Origin of the sequence: Psychrobacter pulmonis (assembly GCF_904846465.1) — a bacterium.
Classification (GTDB): domain Bacteria; phylum Pseudomonadota; class Gammaproteobacteria; order Pseudomonadales; family Moraxellaceae; genus Psychrobacter; species Psychrobacter faecalis.
Window position 1 is genome coordinate 706,163 of the sequence record NZ_CAJHAT010000001.1, and the last position, 21,861, is coordinate 728,023.

Consider the following 21,861-nt stretch of genomic DNA (forward strand, 5'->3'; position numbering starts at 1 on the left):
ATGCTAACTTTTCACATTGATGGCAGATTATGATAAAATACGCCACCGGTTAATCGCCTACCCCGCTATATTTTTAGTCAATCATGGACTTCGCTTATGAGTGTTACTGTATTTAATCCCCGCATCGATGACGCTGCTGTTGAGAGCAGGGTTACTGCGCCTGCCGTTACGGCACTCGAAGCGTCAAACTCTGTTCAAGGGTCTACTGCCCAAACCCCAGTCAGTGTCAATGAAAGTGGCGCGCCGAAAAAAGTCTTTGTTACCACTCAAGGCTGTCAGATGAACGTCTATGATTCTGGCAAAATGCTTGATGTATTGGGCGATTCACACGGGATGGAAGTTACCCACAATATCGACGAAGCCGATGTGCTATTAATGAATACCTGCTCGATTCGCGAAAAAGCGCAAGAAAAGGTGTTTTCAGAATTGGGTCGCTGGCGCAAATTAAAAGAAAAACGCCCTGATTTGGTTATCGGTGTTGGCGGCTGCGTGGCCTCGCAAGAAGGCGACAATATCCAAAAACGCGCGCCTTACGTTGATATGGTCTTTGGGCCACAAACCTTACACCGTCTGCCAGAGCTGTATGACCAGTCGCATGAGCAGCGCTCTATCTCGCCTAAAAACCGTATCGGTACGGTGGATGTGTCATTCCCAAGTATCGAAAAGTTTGATTTTTTACCAGAGCCAAGAGTAGAAGGGTTTAAGGCCTTTGTATCCATCATGGAAGGCTGCTCAAAATATTGCTCATTTTGCGTGGTGCCTTATACGCGCGGAGAAGAATTGTCGCGTCCGCTCGATGATGTCTTGGCAGAGATTGATAGCCTTGCTGCCCAAGGTGTTCGTGAAATTAATTTACTGGGTCAAAACGTCAATGGCTATCGCGGCGAAAAAGACGACGGCAGTATTTGCCGTTTCGCCGAGCTCTTGCATTACGTATCGCACGTCGATGGTGTCGAGCGCATTCGCTATACCACCAGCCATCCGCTAGAGTTCACCGATGATATTATCGATGCTTATGCCAAGTTGCCAGAGCTGGTATCACACCTGCATCTACCGGTTCAAAGTGGCTCAAATGCTATTTTGGCGGCGATGAAACGCAACCATACCATCGATGTTTATATCAATCAGATTAATAAGCTCAAAGCCATACGCCCTGACATTCACCTATCGAGTGACTTTATCATTGGCTTCCCTGGCGAGACTGATGAGGACTTTCAAGATACCTTAAACTTGGCAAAAGAATTGAACTTCGATCACTCTTATAGCTTTATCTATTCTAAGCGTCCGGGCACACCAGCCGCAGAATTGCCTGACGATGTGAGTTTCGCAACCAAAAAAGCACGCTTGGCAGAATTTCAACAGGTTATTATCGATTCAACCCTTGCCAAAACCCATGAAATGGTCGGCACTACCACTCGCGTCTTGGTCGAGCAAGTGGCCAATCGTCATCCTGATTGCTTAATCGGTACAGCGGATAATACCCGTACCGTGATGTTCCCTTTTGACGTTGATAAAGTAGATGAACTACTGGGTAAAATCGTCAGTGTACGTGTGACGGATTTTGTCAGTCCGCATATGGTAAAAGGCGAGCTGGTTGAAGTATTGGCTTAACCCTTTATAAAAAGCTGTATAAATGAAAAAGCCGCTCTCTATTTAAGTAGAGAGCGGCTTTTTTAATCAAAGAAAATAAAGTAAGTAATTTCTATTTGCTTAGCTTATTTACTAAAGCGACTAATTTGCTCCATAGCCTGTTGTAATAGTTCGTAATTTGGTTGTTCTTTTAATGGCTGGTACTTTTTATCAACATATGAAAACTGTCCGACAGAGCCTACTTCCATAATATCTTGATGGGTCACTATCGCATATTTGCTATAACTAGACACAAGCAACCAATCACGGTCAATCGGTTTGCCTAATAAGTCTACTCCCATAGAATATTCTTGTAGTGGGTTTTCTACCCCAAGATAGTTTTGCATTAATGTCGGTACAACATCTTCATGGCTTGTAAAGTACTTATTCCAACCGCTAAGGTTTTTAGGTATATTTTTACCAACCATTACAAAAGGAACGTGTACTTGAGGGTTTGAGAAGTTACCATTATGTCCCCAATAGTTCTGTTTATTATCATTTAGCTCTTCACCATGATCGCCCGTAATGACTACGATTGTGTTCTCTATTTCTCCTGAAGCATTCAATTCATCCAGTACTTGTTTAGCCAAACTATCAACGAAATGTACACTGGTTTTATAACGATTCATTAATGGTTGCGGATCGGTTTTATTATTTAACTTTAAGTAATTAACTTCGGACAACATTGGCTCATAGCGATGAGGATAGTCTTTAGGAAATTCATACCCATGCGGTGAGTCGTAAAATAAAAATGAAAATGACGGTTTTGATCGGTCTCTTTTTGCAAACCAGCCTACCCATTCTTTAGTAATATTTTGGTCGCGCTCGACCATTGTTTTTCCCTTAGTCTCTTTTCTAAGATCAGGGACTTTCAAAAAAACAGTTTGATCAAATTCTGGATTGTAGAGTTGGGCGGATGCAAAAATACCCAGTTGGTAGTCTAATTCTTGCATACGATCGATAAAAACAGGACTTGTTTTATTATTTATGGCGCTATGCCAGTATGTGGAAGGAATGCCATAAAAAAAACCAAAAATTCCAGCTCGAGTTGCATTTCCAGTTGACAGATGTTCTTGAAATATTGTGCCGCTCTGGGCGAAATTCCAAATATTTGGTGTATTTTCGGCATTAAAAGTATCTTCGCGCCAAGAATCTATCACTAGAAATACAATATTTGGTGGATTCTCTATAGCTTGCGTCTGCAGGGGTTGTAATGGATATTTGAAATCCCCTTGTTTTTGCATCGTCATCAATTTTTGCTTTTCTAATGCCTCTTCATCAATCCAGCCATATTTTTGCATTAAAGTATTAGATGTCAATGGATAGAACAAGGGCAGATAACGTTTTAGCTGAGTCACTGATTGATAAGCGTGCGCTGCAGCCCAAACATGGATGCCATTACTCATTAATAAAGTTAGCACTACTGCTATACTAAAAATACGCCCTATCTTTGATGGCAATTTAATTTTTCTGCCTTCAAGCCCATATAAAATACCTAACTCTATAGCGAAAACTACCGTTACCACGCCTATAACCATTAACAACGTAAAGAAAGAAAAGCTAACAATTTGTCCAGCAAGCAACAGATCTACCATAGCAACATTTATATGAAAGCGATAATTTGCAAATACAAAAGTATCGATAAATAAAAGCACTAATATCAATGACGCTAAAGCAGCGACGCTTATCCGTCGTATCCAGTCATAAGGTAAAAAGAAAAAGGGAAGCAAAACAAGACTGACAATAGCTGTTAAAAAAGCCATGTGTGAGAATGTCGAAAGCACCAAAAATAAAAATCCTAATATGTCACTTGGCACTTCAGGCAAGAATTTTAAGTATCGTAAAGAAATTAGAATAGCGAGAAAAGAATTGATAAGGATAAAATATCCATAGGTCTTTAATTTGGATGTAGAAGTCATAATATGATTAAATCGCAATAAATTTAAGATAATCCAAACCTGTAGAGTTCTTGGTCCCTACTAGTACGTTTAGTTGATGACATTATTGGCATCAAACGTGATATGGCAAGTTCCCTTTTAGGTAGGAGTAATTTGAAAAACTAGTGCAGTAAAAACAACGAAACAAGATATATTTAAAACGCAATTTGCTAATAAATATTAGATTTGAAAGAAATATGTTTAGCGCACTTGACTATAAAAAATTAAATGAAGCGTATCTTACTATAAACTATAGTTTATTGATAATGGTTTAACTGACAAAGCCTTTAACAACCTCAGCCAATAACGCCGCGGCAATTAAAATAAATATAACCCCGCAACCGCGATTGAGCCATGCCAAACGCTCACCAACATCAAGCCAACCAGCCAGCTTTTTACCGCCAATGGTATAAATCAGCTGCCAAATCGTCTCGCTCAAAAACAGCCCACAAGTCAGCATAATATACTGCGGCCACAGCGGCGCGCTAAAATTGATAAACTTGGGAAAAAAGGCGGCAAAGAATAAAATCGCCTTTGGATTAGACAGTGATACCCACATGCCCGTTCGAAACAATAACCAATCGCTAGGCGGTGCTTTGACAGCAGCGCTCGAAAGCGAGCGTGGCATAGGCTTATCTGCCATTTCTGTAGTCGTATTTAGCTCTTTATTAACTTCTGTACTCAGCTCGCTGGCATCACTCATCAAGCTGCTACTGCCACTATCCCGCCACGATGCAACACCCAAATAAATAAGGTAAATCGCACCAACGGTCTTAATCACTGTTAATAACCATGGCGATTGACGGCTGATAACATCAAGTCCAAGGAGCGTTGACAGCAGCAAAATAAACAGCCCAAGGCTTAAACCTGCTAGCGTCCATAATGTACGCTTGACGCCATAATTAAGGCCGTACTGAAAGGCCAATAGCATGTTTGGACCGGGAGTCGCTGAGATAAAAAACGTACTTGCAAAAAATACCGCAAACAGATGCCAAGACATCAACGAACCCCTACTTCTTTATAAAAATTTAAATAATACATGCGCCATGTTGAAAAGCATGCGTCATGTTGAAAAAATAAACACCGCCATAAAGACGGTGTATGTCATGCGCATCTATATTGCCATAAAATTGCTTATTGACTATTTTATCAGCTGATAGCGCAACTGTTTAGCAGCTTCTGTAAAAACTCATCACAACGTGCCATTTCACTTAGCGCGACATATTCATCGGCTTTATGCGCCTGCTCAATGCTACCAGGACCGCAAATAATCGTTGGGATGCCGCTATTAGTAAACTGACCACCTTCAGTTGCATAAGCGACTTTATGACGTGTATCGTCACCGGTCAGAGCGACAATTAATGCTTGTAGCTCAGTGCTGTCGCTATCAGTCATCGCTGGCACACTCTCTTCTTGTAGCAGCTCAATGCCGGTATCGGTAGCACGTGCTTGCATTTGAGCGCTGAGCTCTGCAACTTTTGCCGCAATCGGTGCGAGGATATCGTCTTGTGTCATATGCGGCAGATTACGATAATCAAAGGTAAATTCACACAGATTGGGGACGATATTGGTCGCGGTACCGCCTTGTATGGTGCCAACAGATAATGTCGAATAAGGCACATCAAACATGGCGTCGTTATCGTCGCGCTGGCTGATTTCTTCTGCTAAAGTATCAACATAACCAATCAAACGACTGGCATAGCTAATAGCGTTAACACCTTGGGCAGTCAATGATGAATGCGCTGACTTGCCATGGACGCGGCAACGGTAAACCGCGATGCCTTTATGCGCTACCACCATCGCCATATTGGTCGGCTCGCCAACGATACAGTAATCAGGCGTAATACCGCGCGCTTTCAAATCCGCTAATAGCAGCGGTGCGCCCAAACAGCCGACCTCTTCATCAAACGACAATGCCAAATGCAATGGGCGACGCAGCTGGCCTGCGTTAGAGAGTTTTACCGCTTGCGGCAATAGTGTTAGCGCACAAGCAATAAAACCCTTCATATCGCAAGCACCGCGACCGTATAGCTTGTCACCACGAATGGTCGCGGTAAACGGCTCCGACGTCCAGTCTTGCCCATCGACAGGCACGACATCGGTATGACCTGATAACACCAGACCATGATTGATTTCATCGGCATCTTTTCTTGCTGGCACCGTAACGAATAAATTGGCTTTATTTTTAGCATCATTAAAGGTTAAATCTACCGTCAGGCCTAATTGCTCGCAATACGCTTTCACATCGTCAATCAACGCTAAGTTTGAATGGCGACTGACCGTATCAAACGCAATTAATCTTGTCAGCCAGTCAATACTGTCATTTGGATAATTGCCAGTAGAATAATGAGTATTGGACGTTTCTCGTTCTGCAACGTTATCGTAATTTTTTAGCGTCATAAGACTTCCTTATCGTACTAAGATAAAAAGGCACAGCTTTTTTAATAAGCGTAATAATGAAGACACGCCCTAGCCTTTTTAAGCAGATTTTTTATTTAAGTTTTTTACTTATTTTTTTGAAATGAACGCTGCTGTAGGGCTCTGATTTCTTCATCTAAACCGGCAATCGGACCTTCGATGGGCACATTCGGCGCGACTTCTTGGATACTTAATGAATGGATGGGCGATGTTGAGCTCACACCCATCTCGTCCATCCATTTACCGAGCTGTTTTGATGAGCTGATATAGACAATACGACCAAGCCCCGCCCACGCATGTGCCGCGGAGCACATGGCGCAATGCTCACCCGAGGTATATACCACGGCTTTTGCCCGCGCCTCAGGGGTCATATTTTGCGCGGCCCATTTAGTGACGGCAATTTCAGGATGGTAAGTCGCATCAACCGTATTGGCACGATTACGATCTTCTTGTAATACTTTGCCATTGCCATCGACCAACACGCTACCAAACGGCGCATCGCCCGCCTCTAACGCTTCAGCAGCAAGCTCTACGCAGCGGCGTAAATAAACCATCTCATTATCAGTAGTCATCATCATATCCCTTTTATTATTTTGGACAGCTATCCAATAGCCAAGTACCATTTCTCTGGCATCAATCTCAGCTATTTCTCATGCCCTTTATCCTATCATGTTAATTATGATGGGCGTTTCTGATTCATCACATCAACGACCGGCGGCATCGGTTTTGGTAACTTACCTTCTGCTTGTAGCTCTTTGGTGGTTTTGGCATCGATAGCCAGTCCAGCAATCAGAGCGATATCTTTCACCGGCTTGCGTTGACGCGTAGCAAAACTGACCGGTACCATGCGTGCAAATTCAAAAATATGCAGATAAGATTCTTCGCCACCTTCAAAGTCTTCATCATCTTCTAATCGAATCGCACCAATTTTTGCCAAATCCGACAGCATCTCATTTTCTTCAGCGCTTAGACCACAATCGGTAATACCAAAACCGGTCATAAAGCCATTTGCCCACTGTTTCAGCGCCATCACGCGCTCGTACAGGTCATGTTCATCATCTGGCACCAGTGGCATATACGCATAAGCATCGTCTTTGTCTTTTAACTGAAAAACAATGTCTTCTGCCTCTTCGGTGAGCAAAGTTAATGCGGCATCAGGTAACGGCGCAAAGCTCAACTCCTCAAACACCTTTGCCCAAACTGGCTCGTCAGGTGCATTACAGGCGGTCATCAGCCCCGTCATCAAGCCGTGTACCTCGCTGATAGAAACGTCCGTCCAGTCATCAAACGCAGCCAGCCAAGTATTCCAGCCAGAGATATTGTCATTCATAATAGATGTCCTAGTGATTGATTAATAATGGTAAATACCAACAGACGCCGCCCAATATTACTCATAAAGCGGCAAGTTATAAAAGTCACAAAGCAAAGCGCCATACAATTACTTTGTTGATATAGATATTATGCGGTCACCTATGGCATTATTAAACGCAGAGAACAAAATTCATTTACGCTTACTTGTTAAGGATAAAAACTGACTATGTATGACCAACTTAGAATATTAGAAAAAATGGTACTCGACATCAAAAAACAGTATCAGCTTGTCAGTGCTGAACTTAGCAGCCTCAAACAACAACCAGTGACTGACCCAAAAGAGCTTACCGCTCTTAAAACCAAGCTTGATAGCAGCTATAGCGAGCGTGACGGTGCCAAAAAACAATTAAACGATCTTGATAAACGCTATCAAAGCCTTGCCGAAGCCCATCATATGATTGGTGAAGAACAAGACAAATTGCACAAGCAAATCGAGCAATTACAGCATCAAAACCATGCCTTGCAGCAGCGTAATAATGAATTAAAACAGCAGTATAGCGATATTAAGCAGCAAAATAGTGACTTGAAGAAAAAAAATGAATTGGCCGCTGAGCGTACCCAAGTGGTCTTACAACGTTTGACACGCATTGACCAAGCCGAAAGTTAAGCAGACGTTGATATTCATTATGCTTAACTTGAGCAATTTTGCTGATTAACTTTATCTATTCAGCATTTAAGTTTATTAGGTTTATCAGCACCCTATTTAGAGCAGTGACAGCTATTTATTCACTTTAATGACACATATTGTAGGATTTATCATGACCGATGACCGCGCAAACCCTGTAGAGCGTCAACTGCAAAGCAGTCAGACCCATAACATTCAATCCAAAAACACTCAATCAACAGCCATTCCAGCAAAAGACAATCAAACACAAACCACGCAACCACAAAAAGCCATGCCAAATAATTCGAACCCGCAAAATAACAATGCAAATAGCAATGTAAACAATAATGCAAATAACAATAAGACAAATAGTAATACGGTAAATAGCGCTGCTAAACCTGCAAGCGCTCCTGAACCACAAATTAAAAAGGTCGATGTGGCGATTGCTGGCGTAACCTACCCTATTTTTTGTCCTGTACACGAGCAAGAAGAATTGCGTGCAGCAGTTTCCTATATCAACGACTTTGCTCTAAAGTTAAGAAGAGATGCACCAAGTCTTAGCCAAGAAAACCTACTGGTATTAACCTGCTTAAATTTATATGAAAAAATCCAAACTCATGAAAGAAACGAAGAAGATCGTCTCCAACAAAGCAAACAGTCTGAAGCACTGCTCAACAAAATTATGAAAGATGCGCATTCCATTTTATAAATTTGCCTCAATATTAAATAGGTATTCTAAAAAGATAAGCGCTTAACTCATCAGAGCTAAGCGCTTTTTTAAATGGTGATAAAAGCTTATCGACTTGTGATTAACAACTTATGGCTTACAAGTTAGGCATCTGCTTGATAAGTCTTACCAGCATGAAAGTCTGCTTGATGCTCATAATTGCAAAAGAACAATGCTTTATTAGCGGCCATATCATTATTACTATTTAAAGTAGGTGTAGATTCCAGCACACCGCGATACTCAGCCAAACTGTTGCCACAAAAATCACACTGGCGCGGCGTGGTCACATCGCCCTTTTTTGGCATCATGCTTTTTGGCGCACGCGGGTACATAAACTTATAAAAGCCCCACATCACAGCCCAGATAATAAGAATTACAATGATAACGGCCAACACGGCAATGCTCCTTTGGATACGTTCTAAGACATTATAAACCCAACGCTGTAGAATAAACGTATAAAAAACTGGCCATATACAGCCAGTTTTTTAAGTCGTTAATAAATTAACCTCATAGATGCTTAAACTAACAGAGGTCTATCACTGTCGAACTATAATGAACAAACTACAGCTGCAGCTCACTGATGTCAGCCACGGTTAAGAATAAGGCGCGCACTTGCTTGAGCAGTGCTAAGCGATTGTTTTTCAGCGCCGCATCTTCACTATTGACCATGACGTCAGCGAAAAACTGGGTCAATGGCGCATCTAAACTGACCAGCGTTTGCAATACTTGCGTATAGTCAGCGGTTTCTAGCAAAGGTTTGACCGCCATCTGCGCTTGCTGAACCGCTTGATATAACGTTTGCTCAGCAGCTTCAGATAATAGCGCTTCATCCACAGTGTCAGCGACACTTACTTCTGATTTCGCTAAAATGTTGGCAACACGTTTGTTTGAATCGGCAAGCTCTTCGGCTTGTGGCAATTCACTAAAGGTTTGCACAGCGCGAATACGCTGATCAAAATCAAGCGGCATATGCGGATTGATTGCCTGTACTGCCTGAATGGTATCGACGCTGACGCCCTGCTCGGTATACATCGCCCGATAGCGCGAGTTTAAGAACGCCATCACTTGGGTAAAGGTATCGCCCATTTTAGCAATTTTACTGCCTTCAGTGGTGCTATAACCTTTAATCGCTTGCTCAACGAGCGCCACCAAATTAATTGGTAATTGCTTTTCAATCAAAATACGCAAAATTCCAATGGCTGAACGACGTAAGCTAAATGGGTCTTTTGAGCCAGTCGGTGCTTGGTCAATGGCGAAAATACCAACCAACGTATCTAAACGATCAGCCAACGCTAAGCAAATACCAATCGGTGTCTGCGGTAATACATCACCGCTGAACTTAGGCAAATATTGCTCTTGCAGGCTGGCCGCGACGGCTTCAGGTTCATTATTTAAGCGCGCATAATACGTACCCGCGATACCTTGTAGCTCAGGATATTCACCGACCAATGAGCTGGCCAAATCCGCTTTGGATAATATTGCGGCTCGTACCGTTTCATCAACATTAATATCGCGACCTTGCTGCTGCATCAATGTCGCAATAAAAGCAGCAAGCTTAGCAATACGTTCAGACTTTTCCCAAATCGTACCGAGCTTATCTTGGAAGACACGCGTTTTTAGGCTTTCAGTCAAAGCAAATAAAGGCTGCTTTTGGTCTTGCAAGAAGAAAAACTCGGCATCAGCTAAACGCGGACGCACGACTTTCTCATTACCTTCGATGATTTGATTCGGATCTTTTGACTCAATATTGGTGATAAAAATAAAGTAAGGCTGCAATTTGCCTTCCTTATCGGTCAAGCAAAAATACTTTTGATCCGCTTGCATGGTCGAGATAAGCGCCTCTTGCGGCACTTGTAAAAAGCGCGCTTCAAAGTTTGCTCGCAGCGCAATCGGGAAATCAACCAATGCGGTCACTTCATCTAACAAATCTTGCGGCACGATAGGATCGGCATTAACTTCATCGGCTAGCGTTTTGACTTGGTTTTTAATCAACGTTTGACGCTTATCAAAATCCGCCACGACTTTTAAACCATCGAGCAATTGCTCATAATCATTGGCGTGCGTAATCTCGTGATAGTCAGGACTGTGGAAGCGATGACCGCGCGTTTGCTTGCCTGTTTGATGTCCTTGGATAGTCGCATCAATGACCGCATCATCTTGCATCAATACCGCCCATTGTACCGGACGTACAAACTCATTGCGGCTCGCGCCAGAACGCATACGCTTAGCAATCGGCAAATTATCAAGCGCGGTTTGGAAAATAGTAGGTAGTAACTCAATCGTCGCTTGACCCTGAATAATCTGCTCATAGCCGACATAATCACCTTTATCGGTGTTAATAGTGATCAGCTCGCTGGCGTCGATACCTAAACCCTTAGCAAAACCCATCGCTGCGCGCGTTGGATTACCATCGCTATCAAACGCCGCTTTAATCGCCGGACCACGTTTTTGCTCGCTACGATCAGGCTGCTTATCACTGATACCCTCAATTTGAATCGCCAAACGACGCGGCGCAGCAAAGACTTTAATACTATCGAAGCCAATTTCAGCTTCATTTAACTGCTCGGTGACACTGGCTTGTAGCGCATCACGTAAAGGTTTTAGGCTTTTTGGAGGTAGCTCTTCACACCCCAGTTCAAATAAAATAGTACTCATGGGATGCTCCTATTTATTATTGTTAGTAGTTTGATTATCATCTGTATTTTCAGTTAGCACATCTTCTTTTGGCAAATACTTATCGAGCGCCGCTTGACGATGCGCTTCATCTGCCAATGGGAAGCCCAATTTGGCGCGTGCTTCGACGTAACCAAAGGCAACTTTACGCGCCAGCGTACGTACACGTAGAATAAAACGTTGACGCTCTGTCACTGAAATCGCACCGCGCGCATCAAGCAAGTTAAAGGCATGCGAGGCTTTTAGCACCATCTCATAGGCAGGTAATGGCAACCCTTCAGCAACCAACTTATCGGCCTGCTGCTCATAAAAATCAAACATCTGACCCATCATTGGCACATCAGCATGCTCAAAGTTATAGGTTGATTGCTCAACTTCGTTTTGATGGAAAACATCGCCATAGGTTACGCGGCCAAATTCGCCATCTGCCCAGACCAAATCATAGACGCTATCGACGCCTTGTACATACATCGCCAAGCGCTCAAGACCATAAGTAATCTCGCCTGTAACAGGGAAACACTCGATACCGCCCACTTGCTGGAAATACGTAAACTGCGTCACTTCCATACCGTTGAGCCAAATCTCCCAACCAAGCCCCCACGCTCCAAGCGTTGGCGACTCCCAGTTGTCTTCGACAAAACGCACATCATGTACCAATGGATCAATACCGATAGCGCGTAGTGAATCCAAATACAGCTCTTGGATATTGGGTGGATTGGGCTTTAAAACCACCTGAAATTGATAATAATGCTGCAAACGGTTCGGGTTATCACCGTAGCGGCCATCGGTTGGACGGCGCGATGGCTGCACATAAGCCGCATTCCAACGTTCAGGACCTAGCGAGCGCAAAAATGTCGCGGTATGAAAGGTACCAGCGCCGACTTCCATATCATAAGGCTGCAAGACCACACAGCCCTTATCCGCCCAGTAGTTCTGTAAGGTGAGAATTAAATCTTGAAAAGTCATCGGCTGAGCGTGTTTTTCTTGTGTCATCGAAGTTGTCGCTTGAGATGTCATAGTTTGGATTGTCATAGTTTGGGGCATGTCATAACGCCGCGGTGGAATGGGTATTATAAAATAAGATATTGATAGCGCGCGTATGGCCTATTTGGCAACGACGCTATTTGCCTGCTCACCTTACTAAAAATTGACCATTTTATCTATATTTAGCACAATTAAATTTGTCTAAATCGCTCAAATATCCAGTTATTGGCTATGTTCATCGTCAAAATCTACCTATAAGCATTGTTAAGCCGATAGATATAAAAACAAGATAAAAAAATACCCAAATGCGTGAGCATTCGGGCAGGAGGAAAAGTGTGTCGCAGGCATCCTGATGAGTCAGGCTTTTTGTTTTTTCATGGGCTATTATTTTTATTCTAGCCTTGTATTTTACGTTCTTAATGTTGTCTTTATTTAGATGACTTTAGATTTAGATAACATTAATATTAACAATCAATATTCATCTTAACTTTATAACTTTGCTTTTACTGATAAGACTGATTATTTGCTTTAGGCATGATTATCCATAAGATAATATAAATTAAGATGCCTGGAACAGCGGCGCTCATGGTGGAGACAATCACAAATAACAATCTAACCCATGTTGGCGACCAGCCGACATATTCTGCAATACCGCCCATCACACCTGCGATCATACGATTATTTCTTGAGCGATGTAATTTTGCTAACTTAGCCAAATCAAATACCTCTCTTATTATTTCTACTTATTTTGAATGTATTATTTAACGTTATTCTTATCATTTATTTTAAAACGTTATAAAAATTCATAGCTCTTTTGAACTTATGAATGAGTATAGCAACTATTGACTTTTTATCTGTTGATGATATAGACGTGCTTTGTGAGTTTATGCTACTTAAGCTTACTCTAAGCTCTCATAATTGCGCCTAAACTCCTGATTTTAAATAACTATTTCAAAATGTTTCATTATTCACTTTGTTTCGCTTATATTACATATTCTGTTACAACTCTAAAAAGTTCAAGCAATCACTTTAAATCTGTTTAGGTGGAAAAACTTTATTATCTATTGATAATTTAATATTAAAAGTCCTTTATAAAATAATGCCTATTTACAATAACCTACCTGTAAATCTATCCAAACCTTTATACCATGCTATTAAATCATCAAGGCTTAGGAAATATGAATTGCCACGATGAATCATAACTAAAATAAAAACAGCACATAAGGAAAGCTATGTACGAATCAGGACTAATGATTGGACATTTTGAACCGCTCCATTTAGGACAAATGCGCAGTATATTAGACGCAGCAGGACAAGCGAAAACCCTGCATATCGTTATTACGGCGCACCCTGACCCGCATCCAGATTTTAATATTACCTTGCAAGATAAGGCGCGCTGGTTACAGATGGCGTGTGCAGATTTGCCCTTTATCCATATTTATACCACTGATGAGATTGAGCTGCCGCTGCATGAGAATTTTGCTGACGTCACCATTGACATTGCTACCAGTAATGCCAAATTGCAGCGCTTAATAGAGGCGTTAACGCTGCCAGCAGACACGGTATTGTTTGTCGCAGAAAACCATCCGCTAGCGCAGACGGACGTTTCTGGGCAGCTAATTATGCAGGTGGTCACCACGCCACTGCAGCCTGAATTTGATTCTTACGCGATTGCACGCAATCCAGTCGCGCACTGGTCGGCGCTGCATCCACAAGTGCGCGGCGACTATACCAAAACGGTAGCGATTGTGGGCGGGGAAAGCTCTGGCAAGACGACATTGGTACATAAACTTGCCAACTACTATGGGGCCAGCTTTGCCCTTGAGATGGGACGGCTGTATGTCGGCACGGATTTGGGTGGTAGCGAGATTGGGCTTCAGTATAGCGATTATGGACCGATTGCCCTCAATCACGCTCAGGCTATTCGTGAAGCTACCGCTATGTCAACGGCGCCTGTCACCATTATAGATACGGATTTTGTGACCACCCAAGCTTTTTGTGAAGAGTACGAAGGTCGTACCCATCCCTTTGTAGCCGCGTGTATCGATGAGTTTCGCTTAGACCATACCATTATGCTTGATAACAATACGCCATGGGTTGACGATGGTATGCGCTCATTGGGCACGCCTGAGGCTCGCGGACGCTTTGAGCAGCGCTTATTGGATATTTTCGCCCGTCATAGTATTAAGCCATATATGATTGATAAAGCCGATTACGATGCCCGCTATCAGCAAGCTTTATTAATTATTGATAAGCTTATCTATGGTAAATAATAAATTTAAAAAAACCATAAAAAAATGCTGTTAAAAAAAAATTCTAAAATAAGAAAAATCGATGATAGTTTTCATACTTTGGGGAAAAAGACATTATGCGTATTCAACTACTAGACAATATTACCGGAAAATGGGCGCTACAATGGATTGTCCTATGGTTTATTTGCGGCGTTATCGCCTTGTCAGCAGGCTTTTGGCTGACCACCGAACACAATACCCTTGATTGGTTTTACTTAGCGGTCTCCTTTATTGGTTTGGTGTGCGTGGTGTCGTTATCGTTTCGCAAAAACATCTTGGGTAATGGCTTTGGGATGGCGGCAACCGCTGGGGAGTTTGTGGTACAAGCAACCGCGGGCGCAGTTGGTTTGATGCTAGCGCCGCTATTTAACTTTTTTAGTCACGTTTATGGCATTTTTTATTGGTCAAAGCACACCGATGCAGACGGCGATATGGTGCCCAAATCTGCCAGTCGCTGGATTTGGCTATTAACCATCGCTTTTATGGTCATCGGTTTGGCGCTGTTTCCTACAGTAAATAACTTACTTGCCAGCTATGGTTACGCCGTCGTTGAAGATGATAATAGTAAGTTTTTGGGCTTTATCTCTTTCTTTTGGATTAATGTTATCGCTTTTGTGCTGTCTATCACTGCGCAGGCAGCGATGATTCTGCGTTATTCATTTAACTGGTGGTTATGGATTTTATCCAATTTCGTTTGGCTAACCGTTAACCTAATGTCGGGCAATTATATCTTTGCCATTCAAACCATGGTTTACCAAGTTAATTCATTTGTCGGACTGTATGAATGGTATCGCAGCGAGCAAGACTCTAGAGAGTCAACCCAACCAGTACGTTAAGGGATAATTTTGGTAAAACATAAAAAGTTGAAAAACAGACGAATGAGGTTAATAAGATAGTATGTTTTGACTGTGCGGTTTACCAGATAAAATGGCAGGTTGTGCCAATTAGTGCTACAACTGGTAAGAATAAATTTATTTGCTAACAAGGAGGTTAGTATGTCTCGTACCCGTCAAGGCCGTATGTCAAAACGCACACTTGAGCAATGGCTCAGTGAATATTCTGTCAGCCATCAAAACCTAGTCAATAAAAAAATCCATTGGCTCTGTGTTCCAACCATTTTTGTCAGTATCTTAGGCATGGGCATGTCGCTATCGGTCTGGTTCACCTTGGTGATGAGCGCCTTAGTTTTAATATTTTATATGCGTTTATCGACGCCGCTGTTTTTGGCAATGGGCATATTTATTCTCATTTGCTTATCAGTGATGACGCTACTGCCGTGGGGCTTTAAGGTTTGGGCAGCTATCTTTGTGGTTGCTTGGGTTGGACAATTTGTTGGCCATAAAATTGAAGGCAAAAAACCGTCTTTCTTTGAAGATTTGCAGTTCTTGCTGATTGGTCCAGCATGGGTAGCTAATAGCTTGATGCGCCGTAAAAAAGCTCAATAAACGGTATTTAATACTGTTACTATTTTAACTTTCCCGTTTAATACAAACAAAAGAGCGCCACCCAATAATCCATTGAGTGGCGCTCTTTCTAATTGCTAGCTATTTTAAAAAATAGCTTATTTACCAAATACTTTCATACGCTCTTCGAGAGGCTTAAATTCCTTGTCGCCTGCGGGTTGTTCGATAGCGCCAAATACCAATTGCGCGTTCATCTCCCAATGCTCATCGATATTCCACTCTTCAGCGACTTTTTTGTCGATAATAGGATTGTAATGCTGTAAGTTGGCGCCGACATCAATACTGGCTAACGCCGTCCAAATAATGTACTGGTGCATCGCATTGGTTTGGTGCGCCCAAATTGGAAATTTGTCTGCATACAAAGGCGCAGCAGCTTGCATGTCTCTGACGACGCTATGATCTTCAAAAAACAAGATAGTACCAGCACCTGCTTTAAAGCCATCCATTTTTTGCTTGGTCGCCGCAAATTGCTCTTCGTTATCGACGATATCGTGTAGGGTATCTTCGGTTAATTGCCAAAGCTTGTTATGGTCGTCACCAAACAAAACAGCGATACGCGTTGATTGCGAGTTAAATGACGATGGCGTATGTAAAACCGCATGTTCAACCAACTTGACGATTTCATCATTTGAAACGGGTAATTGATCGCTCAAAGCATAAACTGAACGACGTTTTTCTGCCAATTTCTCTAATGTTTTTAGGTCTGACATAGTTTTCTCCATATTATTTATTAGGAATATTAGTGATTAGAAGCTAATGAATACGAGTACGATTAATGGGTAATACCAAGCAACCGTACTATCAACAAATCTGCTGTATTATAAGAAAGATTGACCTTAATCAATACTTCCTTTTTGTAATTATATCTTATTAATAGTTTATGAAAACCAAAATAAACTAAACAAACTAACCTTTAAAGCCTTGCGGTAATTCTGGTGCTGGCAAGCGTTTCATGTCTGAGTCGATATTACCAAAACGCTCATGACCGTTGTTCCAGTCGATGATAGATTGCTCAATCTCTTCTTTGTTGTCGGCGACAAAGTTCCACCACAGCAGCACTTGATTGTTTAATGGCTCACCGCCGATAAACATCACACGGGTGCCTTTTTTGGCGACTAGCTTGATGCTTTTATTATTGGCAACGTCGCTATCGTGGAAGCGGAACAATTGATCTTGCTCACAAATTTTGCCTTCAGACTCAATCTGTCCTTCTGTCACCAAGATACCATATTCAAAACCCGGTTCTAGGTTAAGCGTAACTTCACCATCCTCTAAAAAGTAAACGTCGATACCGACCATTTTTGAGTACTGAATGGTTGGCGCTTCATAGCGCTTACCTGTGACGCTGTCATAGCTGCCCGTCGTCAATACCATCTCGACGTTATCTTCACGCCATGTCGGTAGCTCTGGATAATGGTGGAAACTGCGTTCGATTTGTTGATCGGTCGGTAGCGCAATCCACAGTTGTACCATACTTAGACCACGAGCGGCATCTGCCGAACCACCGGTATCAGGAAAAACGCTCTGCTCTGTATGACTGATACCTTGGGTAAGGCCAGTACCTGCTGTCATGACGTTGACTTGGTTTTTGGTAATCACTTGCTTATTACCCAAGCTGTCTTTGTGCAGTACTTCACCATTTAGCATCCAGCTAAAGGTTTGCAGGTTGGTGTGCGGATGACGACCGACTTGCATACCGCTTTCATCTTCGCTAAATTCAGCAGGACCTGCATGGTCTAGAAAGCACCAAGCACCAATTGGCTGCTTACCTTTATTGGGTAACAGACGAGCAATGGGAATGCCGCCCACATCTGCTAAGCGCGGCTCTAGGGTTTCAATACTCATAATTTACCTCTTATGATGTGATATAGAATCTAGTGTGACCAAAAGATAAAAATTAATGTCTATTATTTGGCATTAAAAGCTCATTTAGTCTTAAAAGTTTATAGGTACTTCCATTAGTAATACTTTAGCACCATCGAGGACATCCATCGTAAAGTTCTTGGTATCCCAAACACCTAGACCATCGCGGGTATCCAAAGTGTTACCGTTTATAACGACTTTACCGCTAATGACAAAAATATAGACGCCATTGTTAGGATTTTTAAGCTGATATGTCTCTGTCACGCCTTTATCAAAATCACCCATGCTAAACCAAGCATCTTGATGAATCCACACGCCTGCATCATCGCTATTAGGCGATAAAATTTGGTTAAACGCATTTGGCTTCATCAATTCATCCATACGGATTTGCTGATAACGAGGCTCAGCGTTCATTTTGTTTGGAATGACCCAAATCTGTAAAAAACTCACCGCTTCATGGTCATCGGCGTTCATTTCACTGTGGGTGATACCCGTGCCCGCCGACATGACTTGGATTTCACCGGTTTCAATGATGCCATTATTACCGATGTTATCGCCGTGACCGAGCTTGCCTGATAAAGGAATGCTGATAATTTCCATATCGCGATGTGAATGTTTACCAAAACCCTGACCTGCGATGACAAAATCATCATTAATAACACGTAGCGCCCCAAAGCCCATACGTTCTGGATTGTGATAATTGGCAAAGCTAAAGGTATGCTTGCTTTTTAACCAACCATGGTTGGCATCGCCACGAGAATCCGCTGCATGATAGATGGTTCTCATAATGTATCCTTAATTATTAGTAAGTTAAACGGTTTTAGAATTTGACATTCATTAACTCGTTTAAACAATGAAACTATTATAATTGTTGTCTACTAACAGATAAACAACGATATTCGCAATTGACTATTCTTATTTTTAGAACAATATCATCATAAAGTTAAGGTAATATATTTATAACAGAACTCTGTATACTCATAACAGTACAACTAGCATGAGCTGTTACTATGACCAAAGTTACGATAAAAGTGTGATGAAAAAAGTAACGCGAGCAGGTGTAAATTAAGTCTAGAAAATGTTAATCATACGATATAAGGAAATTTAACCATGTCAGATATGGCAAAGACAGATGTGGGGAATAAACAACCATTACATTATGAAGTTATTAATAATTCCGAGAAGAAGCGTTTTGAGATTCATATCGATGACAAAATCGCTTTAGAGGATTATGAATTTTTCACCACGCGCGCCGGCGAAAAAGGTATTGAATACAAACATACCGAAGTGCCAGCAGAGTTAGGTGGTCAAGGCATTGCAAGCTATCTGGTCAAATATATTTTGGATGATGCAGTGGCGAAAAACCTGCGAGTGAAACCAACTTGTTCTTATGTAAAGTCTTATATTGACAAGCATCCAGAGTACCAAGACAATTCAGTATTTCATAACGCTACGCCTTGAATAGCGATACATAAGTGCTTAACCAGCAAGCAAAAAAACGCCCTATCAATAAAGCTAGGGCGTTTTTTATTGGCAATGGTTTAGGTGAGATTTATTATTGGTAGTATTCCTTAAGCGATATGCGCTAAGAATTCTTTATCGCGTGCCATCACTGATAAATACAGCACGGGCAATACAAACAAACCTACAGCCCAAAAACTCAGCTGCGTATATAGCAGCGCACCGACTAACGCGCCAACTAAAAAGCTAAACACCAATACTGAGCTGTGTGCCAGTTTTTTGCCATTATCGGCGTTTCGGTTAAGGAGATAATCAGTCAAATTGATACCCAGTTGCGTGGTATTTCCAGTCATCAATACCGTCGGGCTCATGTGCTTAATCACTGTCTTGCTAGCGGTATTACGAATCGCCAGTGCAATGAGACCGAGTCCACCCGTTATTGCTACGGTAATATCGCCGGCATCAACAAACGGCTGATAATAAAGCCCAGCCACCATAAATGCGGTCAAAAAAGCCGCTTCTGCTAAAAATAAATAGCTCAAGGTCAGTTGTTTATTCTGACTATGGTCAATAAATATCTTGGTGACCATAACCGTTAAAATGAACAACGGTAAAGCGGCAAGTTTAATCCATAAACCCGCCTCACCTTTCACCAAGCCACTACCAGCCATCACCAAGTTACCCGTGACATGGGCAGTAAAAAAACCAAACAAGGTGATAAAACCAATGGTATCAATCGCACCGCCGACCACGGTTAATAATACGGGCGTTTGGTGTCGCTGCCAAAAACTGGGCGGCTTGGCAGCCTCTGCAGAGATAGGATTAGGCACACGACGACTGGCTTGCAAATTTACGATTGATGGATTCTTTTCGCAAACTACCGATAATTAATGCGATATTTATGGATGCGCTCATAGGGGCTCCTTGATTATGATCATAAGATGATATTGTTTAAACCATTTACTCTACTAGATTCTGCGCGTATGACTGTTATCAATTGAATATGAGCCTGGTCCATGAGCAAAAATCATCAAGAAACCGCCTGCCATGGCAATATTTTTCATAAACGGGTTCATTTGTGATTCATCAATCCAAAATTGATGGAAAAGTAGCGCCGACACAATGCTAAAACCAGCCATTAAAATCGCCACCAAGCGCGCTTTGAAGCCTAATAAAATTGCGATACCGCCAAGCAGCTCAACAGCAATGACCAAAGGCAATAGCATACCAGGTACGCCCATCGATTCCATGTAACCTTGGGTGGCCGCGTAGCCAGTAATTTTAGTAAAGCCAGAAAAGATAAAGATCATCGATAACAATAAGCGACCAATTGGGGCGCTCAGCTCTTACAGCTTATCCATAAGTATTCTCCAATAACATAAAAGTCATCATTATAAAAATTTTACCCAAAAGACTTTTGTTCGATTAAATGATGGCATTATTGTAGTCGTTGCTTAATAGCAGATAAACCAAGATAATCGCAAATATAAGTTCTCTTTTAGAGAACAGTCAAATAGCAATTCTACTGGTACAATATTAAAAACGACAATAGCGTTACGTGCTATTTATGCTCACTATTAAGACAGTTAGCATTTTAGCCATACTATTAGACGCTAGAGATAAGCGCCACAGAAAGAAACATTTTTCGATGCCATTTAGCGTTTAATATCCTAATTTTTTGCTACACTCATTATGTTATTATGTAAGACATACTTAACGCTAGCTTCTACTTACTTACCTAAAAAGGATGATTTATGATCACTATAAATTCTATTAAAAAAACAAACCGCGCAATTACTTTTGCTGCTATCGGTACGCTTGGTTTGCTTAGCACACTAAGTCACGCTGCAACTTATGATCTTGACTCCAAACATACCGCCGTACGTTTCTTCGTCGATCACTTTGGTACCACGACCAACGCTGGCGGCTTTTATAATCTATCGGGTACGCTTGAGTACGCGCCTAAAGAGAAAAAAGGCTTTGTCGGTATTACCATCCCGATGGGCAGCTTGAGCACAGGTATTAAAGCGTTTGATGGTCACCTTAAATCTGCCGATTTTTTCAATGTAAAAGAACACCCAACCGCTTATTTTAAATCGACTAAATGGGAGTTTGACGGCGATAAAGTCAAAGCGGTCAAAGGCGATTTAACCCTGCTAGGTCAGACGCATCCAATCACTTTAACGGCCACTAAATTTAACTGTTATGACAGTCCTTTATTAAAAGCTGAAGCGTGCGGTGGTGATTTTGAAACCACGATTGATAGAACCAAATGGGGTATCAATACCTTTACCGATGGCGGTATGATGAAAGACATTAAACTGGTCGTTCAAGTAGAAGGCAGTAAAAAAGCCGATCTTAAATAAGACGGCTTGACGACTTTGAACCGTATTTTATACGGAACACAGTCTAAACTATTTGGCGTTATTGATAAAAAGAC

Annotated in this window: 22 protein-coding genes; 8 read left to right on the forward strand and 14 right to left on the reverse strand. The window is 41.9% G+C overall.

The features are described 5' to 3' along the window. Positions 1 to 96: 96 nt before the first annotated feature. Positions 97 to 1,611, forward strand: a complete 1,515-nt coding sequence (gene miaB / locus JMX70_RS03005) for a tRNA (N6-isopentenyl adenosine(37)-C2)-methylthiotransferase MiaB (protein ID WP_191690984.1) — start codon at positions 97 to 99, stop codon at positions 1,609 to 1,611. Positions 1,612 to 1,715: 104 nt separating this feature from the next. Here the strand turns inward: miaB and JMX70_RS03010 are convergent, their stop codons facing one another. From JMX70_RS03010 to JMX70_RS03030, 5 genes are all read right to left on the reverse strand, one after another. Then, positions 1,716 to 3,548 (reverse strand): DUF3413 domain-containing protein, encoded by a 1,833-nt coding sequence (locus tag JMX70_RS03010; protein ID WP_201589423.1) that lies wholly within the window; start codon positions 3,546 to 3,548, stop codon positions 1,716 to 1,718. Between the two features lie 289 nt (positions 3,549 to 3,837). After that, positions 3,838 to 4,566: a LysE family translocator gene (locus tag JMX70_RS03015; protein WP_201589426.1), complete on the reverse strand. Its 729-nt coding sequence runs from the start codon at positions 4,564 to 4,566 to the stop codon at positions 3,838 to 3,840. A 149-nt stretch (positions 4,567 to 4,715) separates the two neighbouring features. Then, positions 4,716 to 5,966 (reverse strand): acetylornithine deacetylase, encoded by a 1,251-nt coding sequence (argE, locus tag JMX70_RS03020; RefSeq protein WP_201589428.1) that lies wholly within the window; start codon positions 5,964 to 5,966, stop codon positions 4,716 to 4,718. A gap of 104 nt (positions 5,967 to 6,070) precedes the next feature. Continuing rightward, positions 6,071 to 6,556, reverse strand: coding sequence for a nucleoside deaminase (locus JMX70_RS03025; protein WP_201589430.1), 486 nt, complete (start codon positions 6,554 to 6,556; stop codon positions 6,071 to 6,073). Positions 6,557 to 6,660: 104 nt separating this feature from the next. Beyond that, the gene (locus JMX70_RS03030; RefSeq protein ID WP_201589432.1) at positions 6,661 to 7,314 is read right to left on the reverse strand and encodes a UPF0149 family protein; all 654 of its coding nucleotides are present in this window, start codon (positions 7,312 to 7,314) and stop codon (positions 6,661 to 6,663) included. Between the two features lie 207 nt (positions 7,315 to 7,521). Between JMX70_RS03030 and JMX70_RS03035 the strand changes: the two genes are divergently transcribed. Then, positions 7,522 to 7,962 carry a hypothetical protein gene (locus tag JMX70_RS03035; RefSeq protein WP_102077499.1) on the forward strand — a complete coding sequence of 147 codons (441 nt, stop codon included), beginning with the start codon at positions 7,522 to 7,524 and terminating at the stop codon, positions 7,960 to 7,962. A 151-nt stretch (positions 7,963 to 8,113) separates the two neighbouring features. Beyond that, complete coding sequence (locus JMX70_RS03040) at positions 8,114 to 8,668, forward strand: cell division protein ZapA (protein WP_227671143.1); 555 nt, start codon at positions 8,114 to 8,116, stop codon at positions 8,666 to 8,668. A gap of 122 nt (positions 8,669 to 8,790) precedes the next feature. On the opposite strand, the gene JMX70_RS03045 is transcribed toward JMX70_RS03040, so the two are convergent. The 4 genes from JMX70_RS03045 to JMX70_RS03060 form a co-directional block, all read right to left on the reverse strand. Further along, positions 8,791 to 9,081: a hypothetical protein gene (locus tag JMX70_RS03045; RefSeq protein WP_369957748.1), complete on the reverse strand. Its 291-nt coding sequence runs from the start codon at positions 9,079 to 9,081 to the stop codon at positions 8,791 to 8,793. Between the two features lie 166 nt (positions 9,082 to 9,247). Then, the gene (glyS, locus tag JMX70_RS03050) at positions 9,248 to 11,341 is read right to left on the reverse strand and encodes a glycine--tRNA ligase subunit beta (protein WP_201589434.1); all 2,094 of its coding nucleotides are present in this window, start codon (positions 11,339 to 11,341) and stop codon (positions 9,248 to 9,250) included. 9 nt (positions 11,342 to 11,350) lie between these two features. Beyond that, positions 11,351 to 12,376 carry a glycine--tRNA ligase subunit alpha gene (gene glyQ, locus JMX70_RS03055; RefSeq protein ID WP_376779313.1) on the reverse strand — a complete coding sequence of 342 codons (1,026 nt, stop codon included), beginning with the start codon at positions 12,374 to 12,376 and terminating at the stop codon, positions 11,351 to 11,353. Positions 12,377 to 12,846: 470 nt separating this feature from the next. Beyond that, on the reverse strand, positions 12,847 to 13,059 hold the full coding sequence (locus JMX70_RS03060) for a PspC domain-containing protein (protein ID WP_068407485.1): 213 nt from the start codon (positions 13,057 to 13,059) through the stop codon (positions 12,847 to 12,849). 516 nt (positions 13,060 to 13,575) lie between these two features. Between JMX70_RS03060 and nadR the strand changes: the two genes are divergently transcribed. The 3 genes from nadR to JMX70_RS03075 all read left to right on the forward strand — a co-directional run bounded on the left by nadR (position 13,576) and on the right by JMX70_RS03075 (position 16,079). Beyond that, positions 13,576 to 14,616: a multifunctional transcriptional regulator/nicotinamide-nucleotide adenylyltransferase/ribosylnicotinamide kinase NadR gene (nadR, locus tag JMX70_RS03065; RefSeq protein ID WP_201589436.1), complete on the forward strand. Its 1,041-nt coding sequence runs from the start codon at positions 13,576 to 13,578 to the stop codon at positions 14,614 to 14,616. Between the two features lie 95 nt (positions 14,617 to 14,711). Next, complete coding sequence (gene pnuC, locus JMX70_RS03070; protein WP_201589438.1) at positions 14,712 to 15,470, forward strand: nicotinamide riboside transporter PnuC; 759 nt, start codon at positions 14,712 to 14,714, stop codon at positions 15,468 to 15,470. Positions 15,471 to 15,629: 159 nt separating this feature from the next. Next, positions 15,630 to 16,079 (forward strand): Mpo1 family 2-hydroxy fatty acid dioxygenase, encoded by a 450-nt coding sequence (locus JMX70_RS03075; RefSeq protein ID WP_201589440.1) that lies wholly within the window; start codon positions 15,630 to 15,632, stop codon positions 16,077 to 16,079. Between the two features lie 116 nt (positions 16,080 to 16,195). On the opposite strand, the gene JMX70_RS03080 is transcribed toward JMX70_RS03075, so the two are convergent. From JMX70_RS03080 to JMX70_RS03090, 3 genes are all read right to left on the reverse strand, one after another. Next, a complete protein-coding gene (locus JMX70_RS03080; RefSeq protein ID WP_068407496.1) occupies positions 16,196 to 16,807 on the reverse strand; it encodes a nitroreductase family protein in 612 nt (203 codons plus the stop codon). A gap of 196 nt (positions 16,808 to 17,003) precedes the next feature. Further along, positions 17,004 to 17,942 (reverse strand): pirin family protein, encoded by a 939-nt coding sequence (locus JMX70_RS03085; protein WP_191692534.1) that lies wholly within the window; start codon positions 17,940 to 17,942, stop codon positions 17,004 to 17,006. 90 nt (positions 17,943 to 18,032) lie between these two features. After that, positions 18,033 to 18,746 (reverse strand): pirin family protein, encoded by a 714-nt coding sequence (locus JMX70_RS03090; RefSeq protein WP_191692533.1) that lies wholly within the window; start codon positions 18,744 to 18,746, stop codon positions 18,033 to 18,035. A gap of 324 nt (positions 18,747 to 19,070) precedes the next feature. On the opposite strand from JMX70_RS03090, the gene JMX70_RS03095 reads away from it, so the two are divergent. Further along, on the forward strand, positions 19,071 to 19,421 hold the full coding sequence (locus tag JMX70_RS03095; protein ID WP_227671144.1) for a GNAT family N-acetyltransferase: 351 nt from the start codon (positions 19,071 to 19,073) through the stop codon (positions 19,419 to 19,421). Positions 19,422 to 19,531: 110 nt separating this feature from the next. Here JMX70_RS03095 and JMX70_RS03100 read toward each other — a convergent pair whose 3' ends face one another. Further along, on the reverse strand, positions 19,532 to 20,251 hold the full coding sequence (locus JMX70_RS03100; protein WP_406947861.1) for a YoaK family protein: 720 nt from the start codon (positions 20,249 to 20,251) through the stop codon (positions 19,532 to 19,534). Between the two features lie 138 nt (positions 20,252 to 20,389). Then, on the reverse strand, positions 20,390 to 20,740 hold the full coding sequence (locus JMX70_RS03105; protein ID WP_227671145.1) for a DoxX family protein: 351 nt from the start codon (positions 20,738 to 20,740) through the stop codon (positions 20,390 to 20,392). Between the two features lie 435 nt (positions 20,741 to 21,175). Here JMX70_RS03105 and JMX70_RS03110 point away from each other — a divergent pair, with 435 nt between their 5' ends. After that, a complete protein-coding gene (locus JMX70_RS03110; RefSeq protein ID WP_200661809.1) occupies positions 21,176 to 21,787 on the forward strand; it encodes a YceI family protein in 612 nt (203 codons plus the stop codon). The last annotated feature ends 74 nt before the right edge of the window (positions 21,788 to 21,861 follow it).

Excerpts from the sequence above, each read along its gene's own strand:
- pnuC (WP_201589438.1), top strand. The coding sequence starts at position 14,712 with ATGCGTATTCAACTACTAGACAATATTACCGGAAAATGGGCGCTACAA.
- nadR (WP_201589436.1), top strand. The coding sequence starts at position 13,576 with ATGTACGAATCAGGACTAATGATTGGACATTTTGAACCGCTCCATTTA.
- JMX70_RS03110 (WP_200661809.1), top strand. The coding sequence starts at position 21,176 with ATGATCACTATAAATTCTATTAAAAAAACAAACCGCGCAATTACTTTT.
- JMX70_RS03095 (WP_227671144.1), top strand. The coding sequence starts at position 19,071 with ATGTCAGATATGGCAAAGACAGATGTGGGGAATAAACAACCATTACAT.
- JMX70_RS03085 (WP_191692534.1), bottom strand. The coding sequence starts at position 17,942 with ATGAGTATTGAAACCCTAGAGCCGCGCTTAGCAGATGTGGGCGGCATT.
- argE (WP_201589428.1), bottom strand. The coding sequence starts at position 5,966 with ATGACGCTAAAAAATTACGATAACGTTGCAGAACGAGAAACGTCCAAT.
- JMX70_RS03090 (WP_191692533.1), bottom strand. The coding sequence starts at position 18,746 with ATGAGAACCATCTATCATGCAGCGGATTCTCGTGGCGATGCCAACCAT.
- JMX70_RS03015 (WP_201589426.1), bottom strand. The coding sequence starts at position 4,566 with ATGTCTTGGCATCTGTTTGCGGTATTTTTTGCAAGTACGTTTTTTATC.
- miaB (WP_191690984.1), top strand. The coding sequence starts at position 97 with ATGAGTGTTACTGTATTTAATCCCCGCATCGATGACGCTGCTGTTGAG.
- JMX70_RS03080 (WP_068407496.1), bottom strand. The coding sequence starts at position 16,807 with ATGTCAGACCTAAAAACATTAGAGAAATTGGCAGAAAAACGTCGTTCA.
- glyQ (WP_376779313.1), bottom strand. The coding sequence starts at position 12,376 with ATGACATCTCAAGCGACAACTTCGATGACACAAGAAAAACACGCTCAG.
- JMX70_RS03010 (WP_201589423.1), bottom strand. The coding sequence starts at position 3,548 with ATGACTTCTACATCCAAATTAAAGACCTATGGATATTTTATCCTTATC.
- JMX70_RS03035 (WP_102077499.1), top strand. The coding sequence starts at position 7,522 with ATGTATGACCAACTTAGAATATTAGAAAAAATGGTACTCGACATCAAA.
- glyS (WP_201589434.1), bottom strand. The coding sequence starts at position 11,341 with ATGAGTACTATTTTATTTGAACTGGGGTGTGAAGAGCTACCTCCAAAA.
- JMX70_RS03025 (WP_201589430.1), bottom strand. The coding sequence starts at position 6,556 with ATGACTACTGATAATGAGATGGTTTATTTACGCCGCTGCGTAGAGCTT.
- JMX70_RS03030 (WP_201589432.1), bottom strand. The coding sequence starts at position 7,314 with ATGAATGACAATATCTCTGGCTGGAATACTTGGCTGGCTGCGTTTGAT.
- JMX70_RS03040 (WP_227671143.1), top strand. The coding sequence starts at position 8,114 with ATGACCGATGACCGCGCAAACCCTGTAGAGCGTCAACTGCAAAGCAGT.
- JMX70_RS03075 (WP_201589440.1), top strand. The coding sequence starts at position 15,630 with ATGTCTCGTACCCGTCAAGGCCGTATGTCAAAACGCACACTTGAGCAA.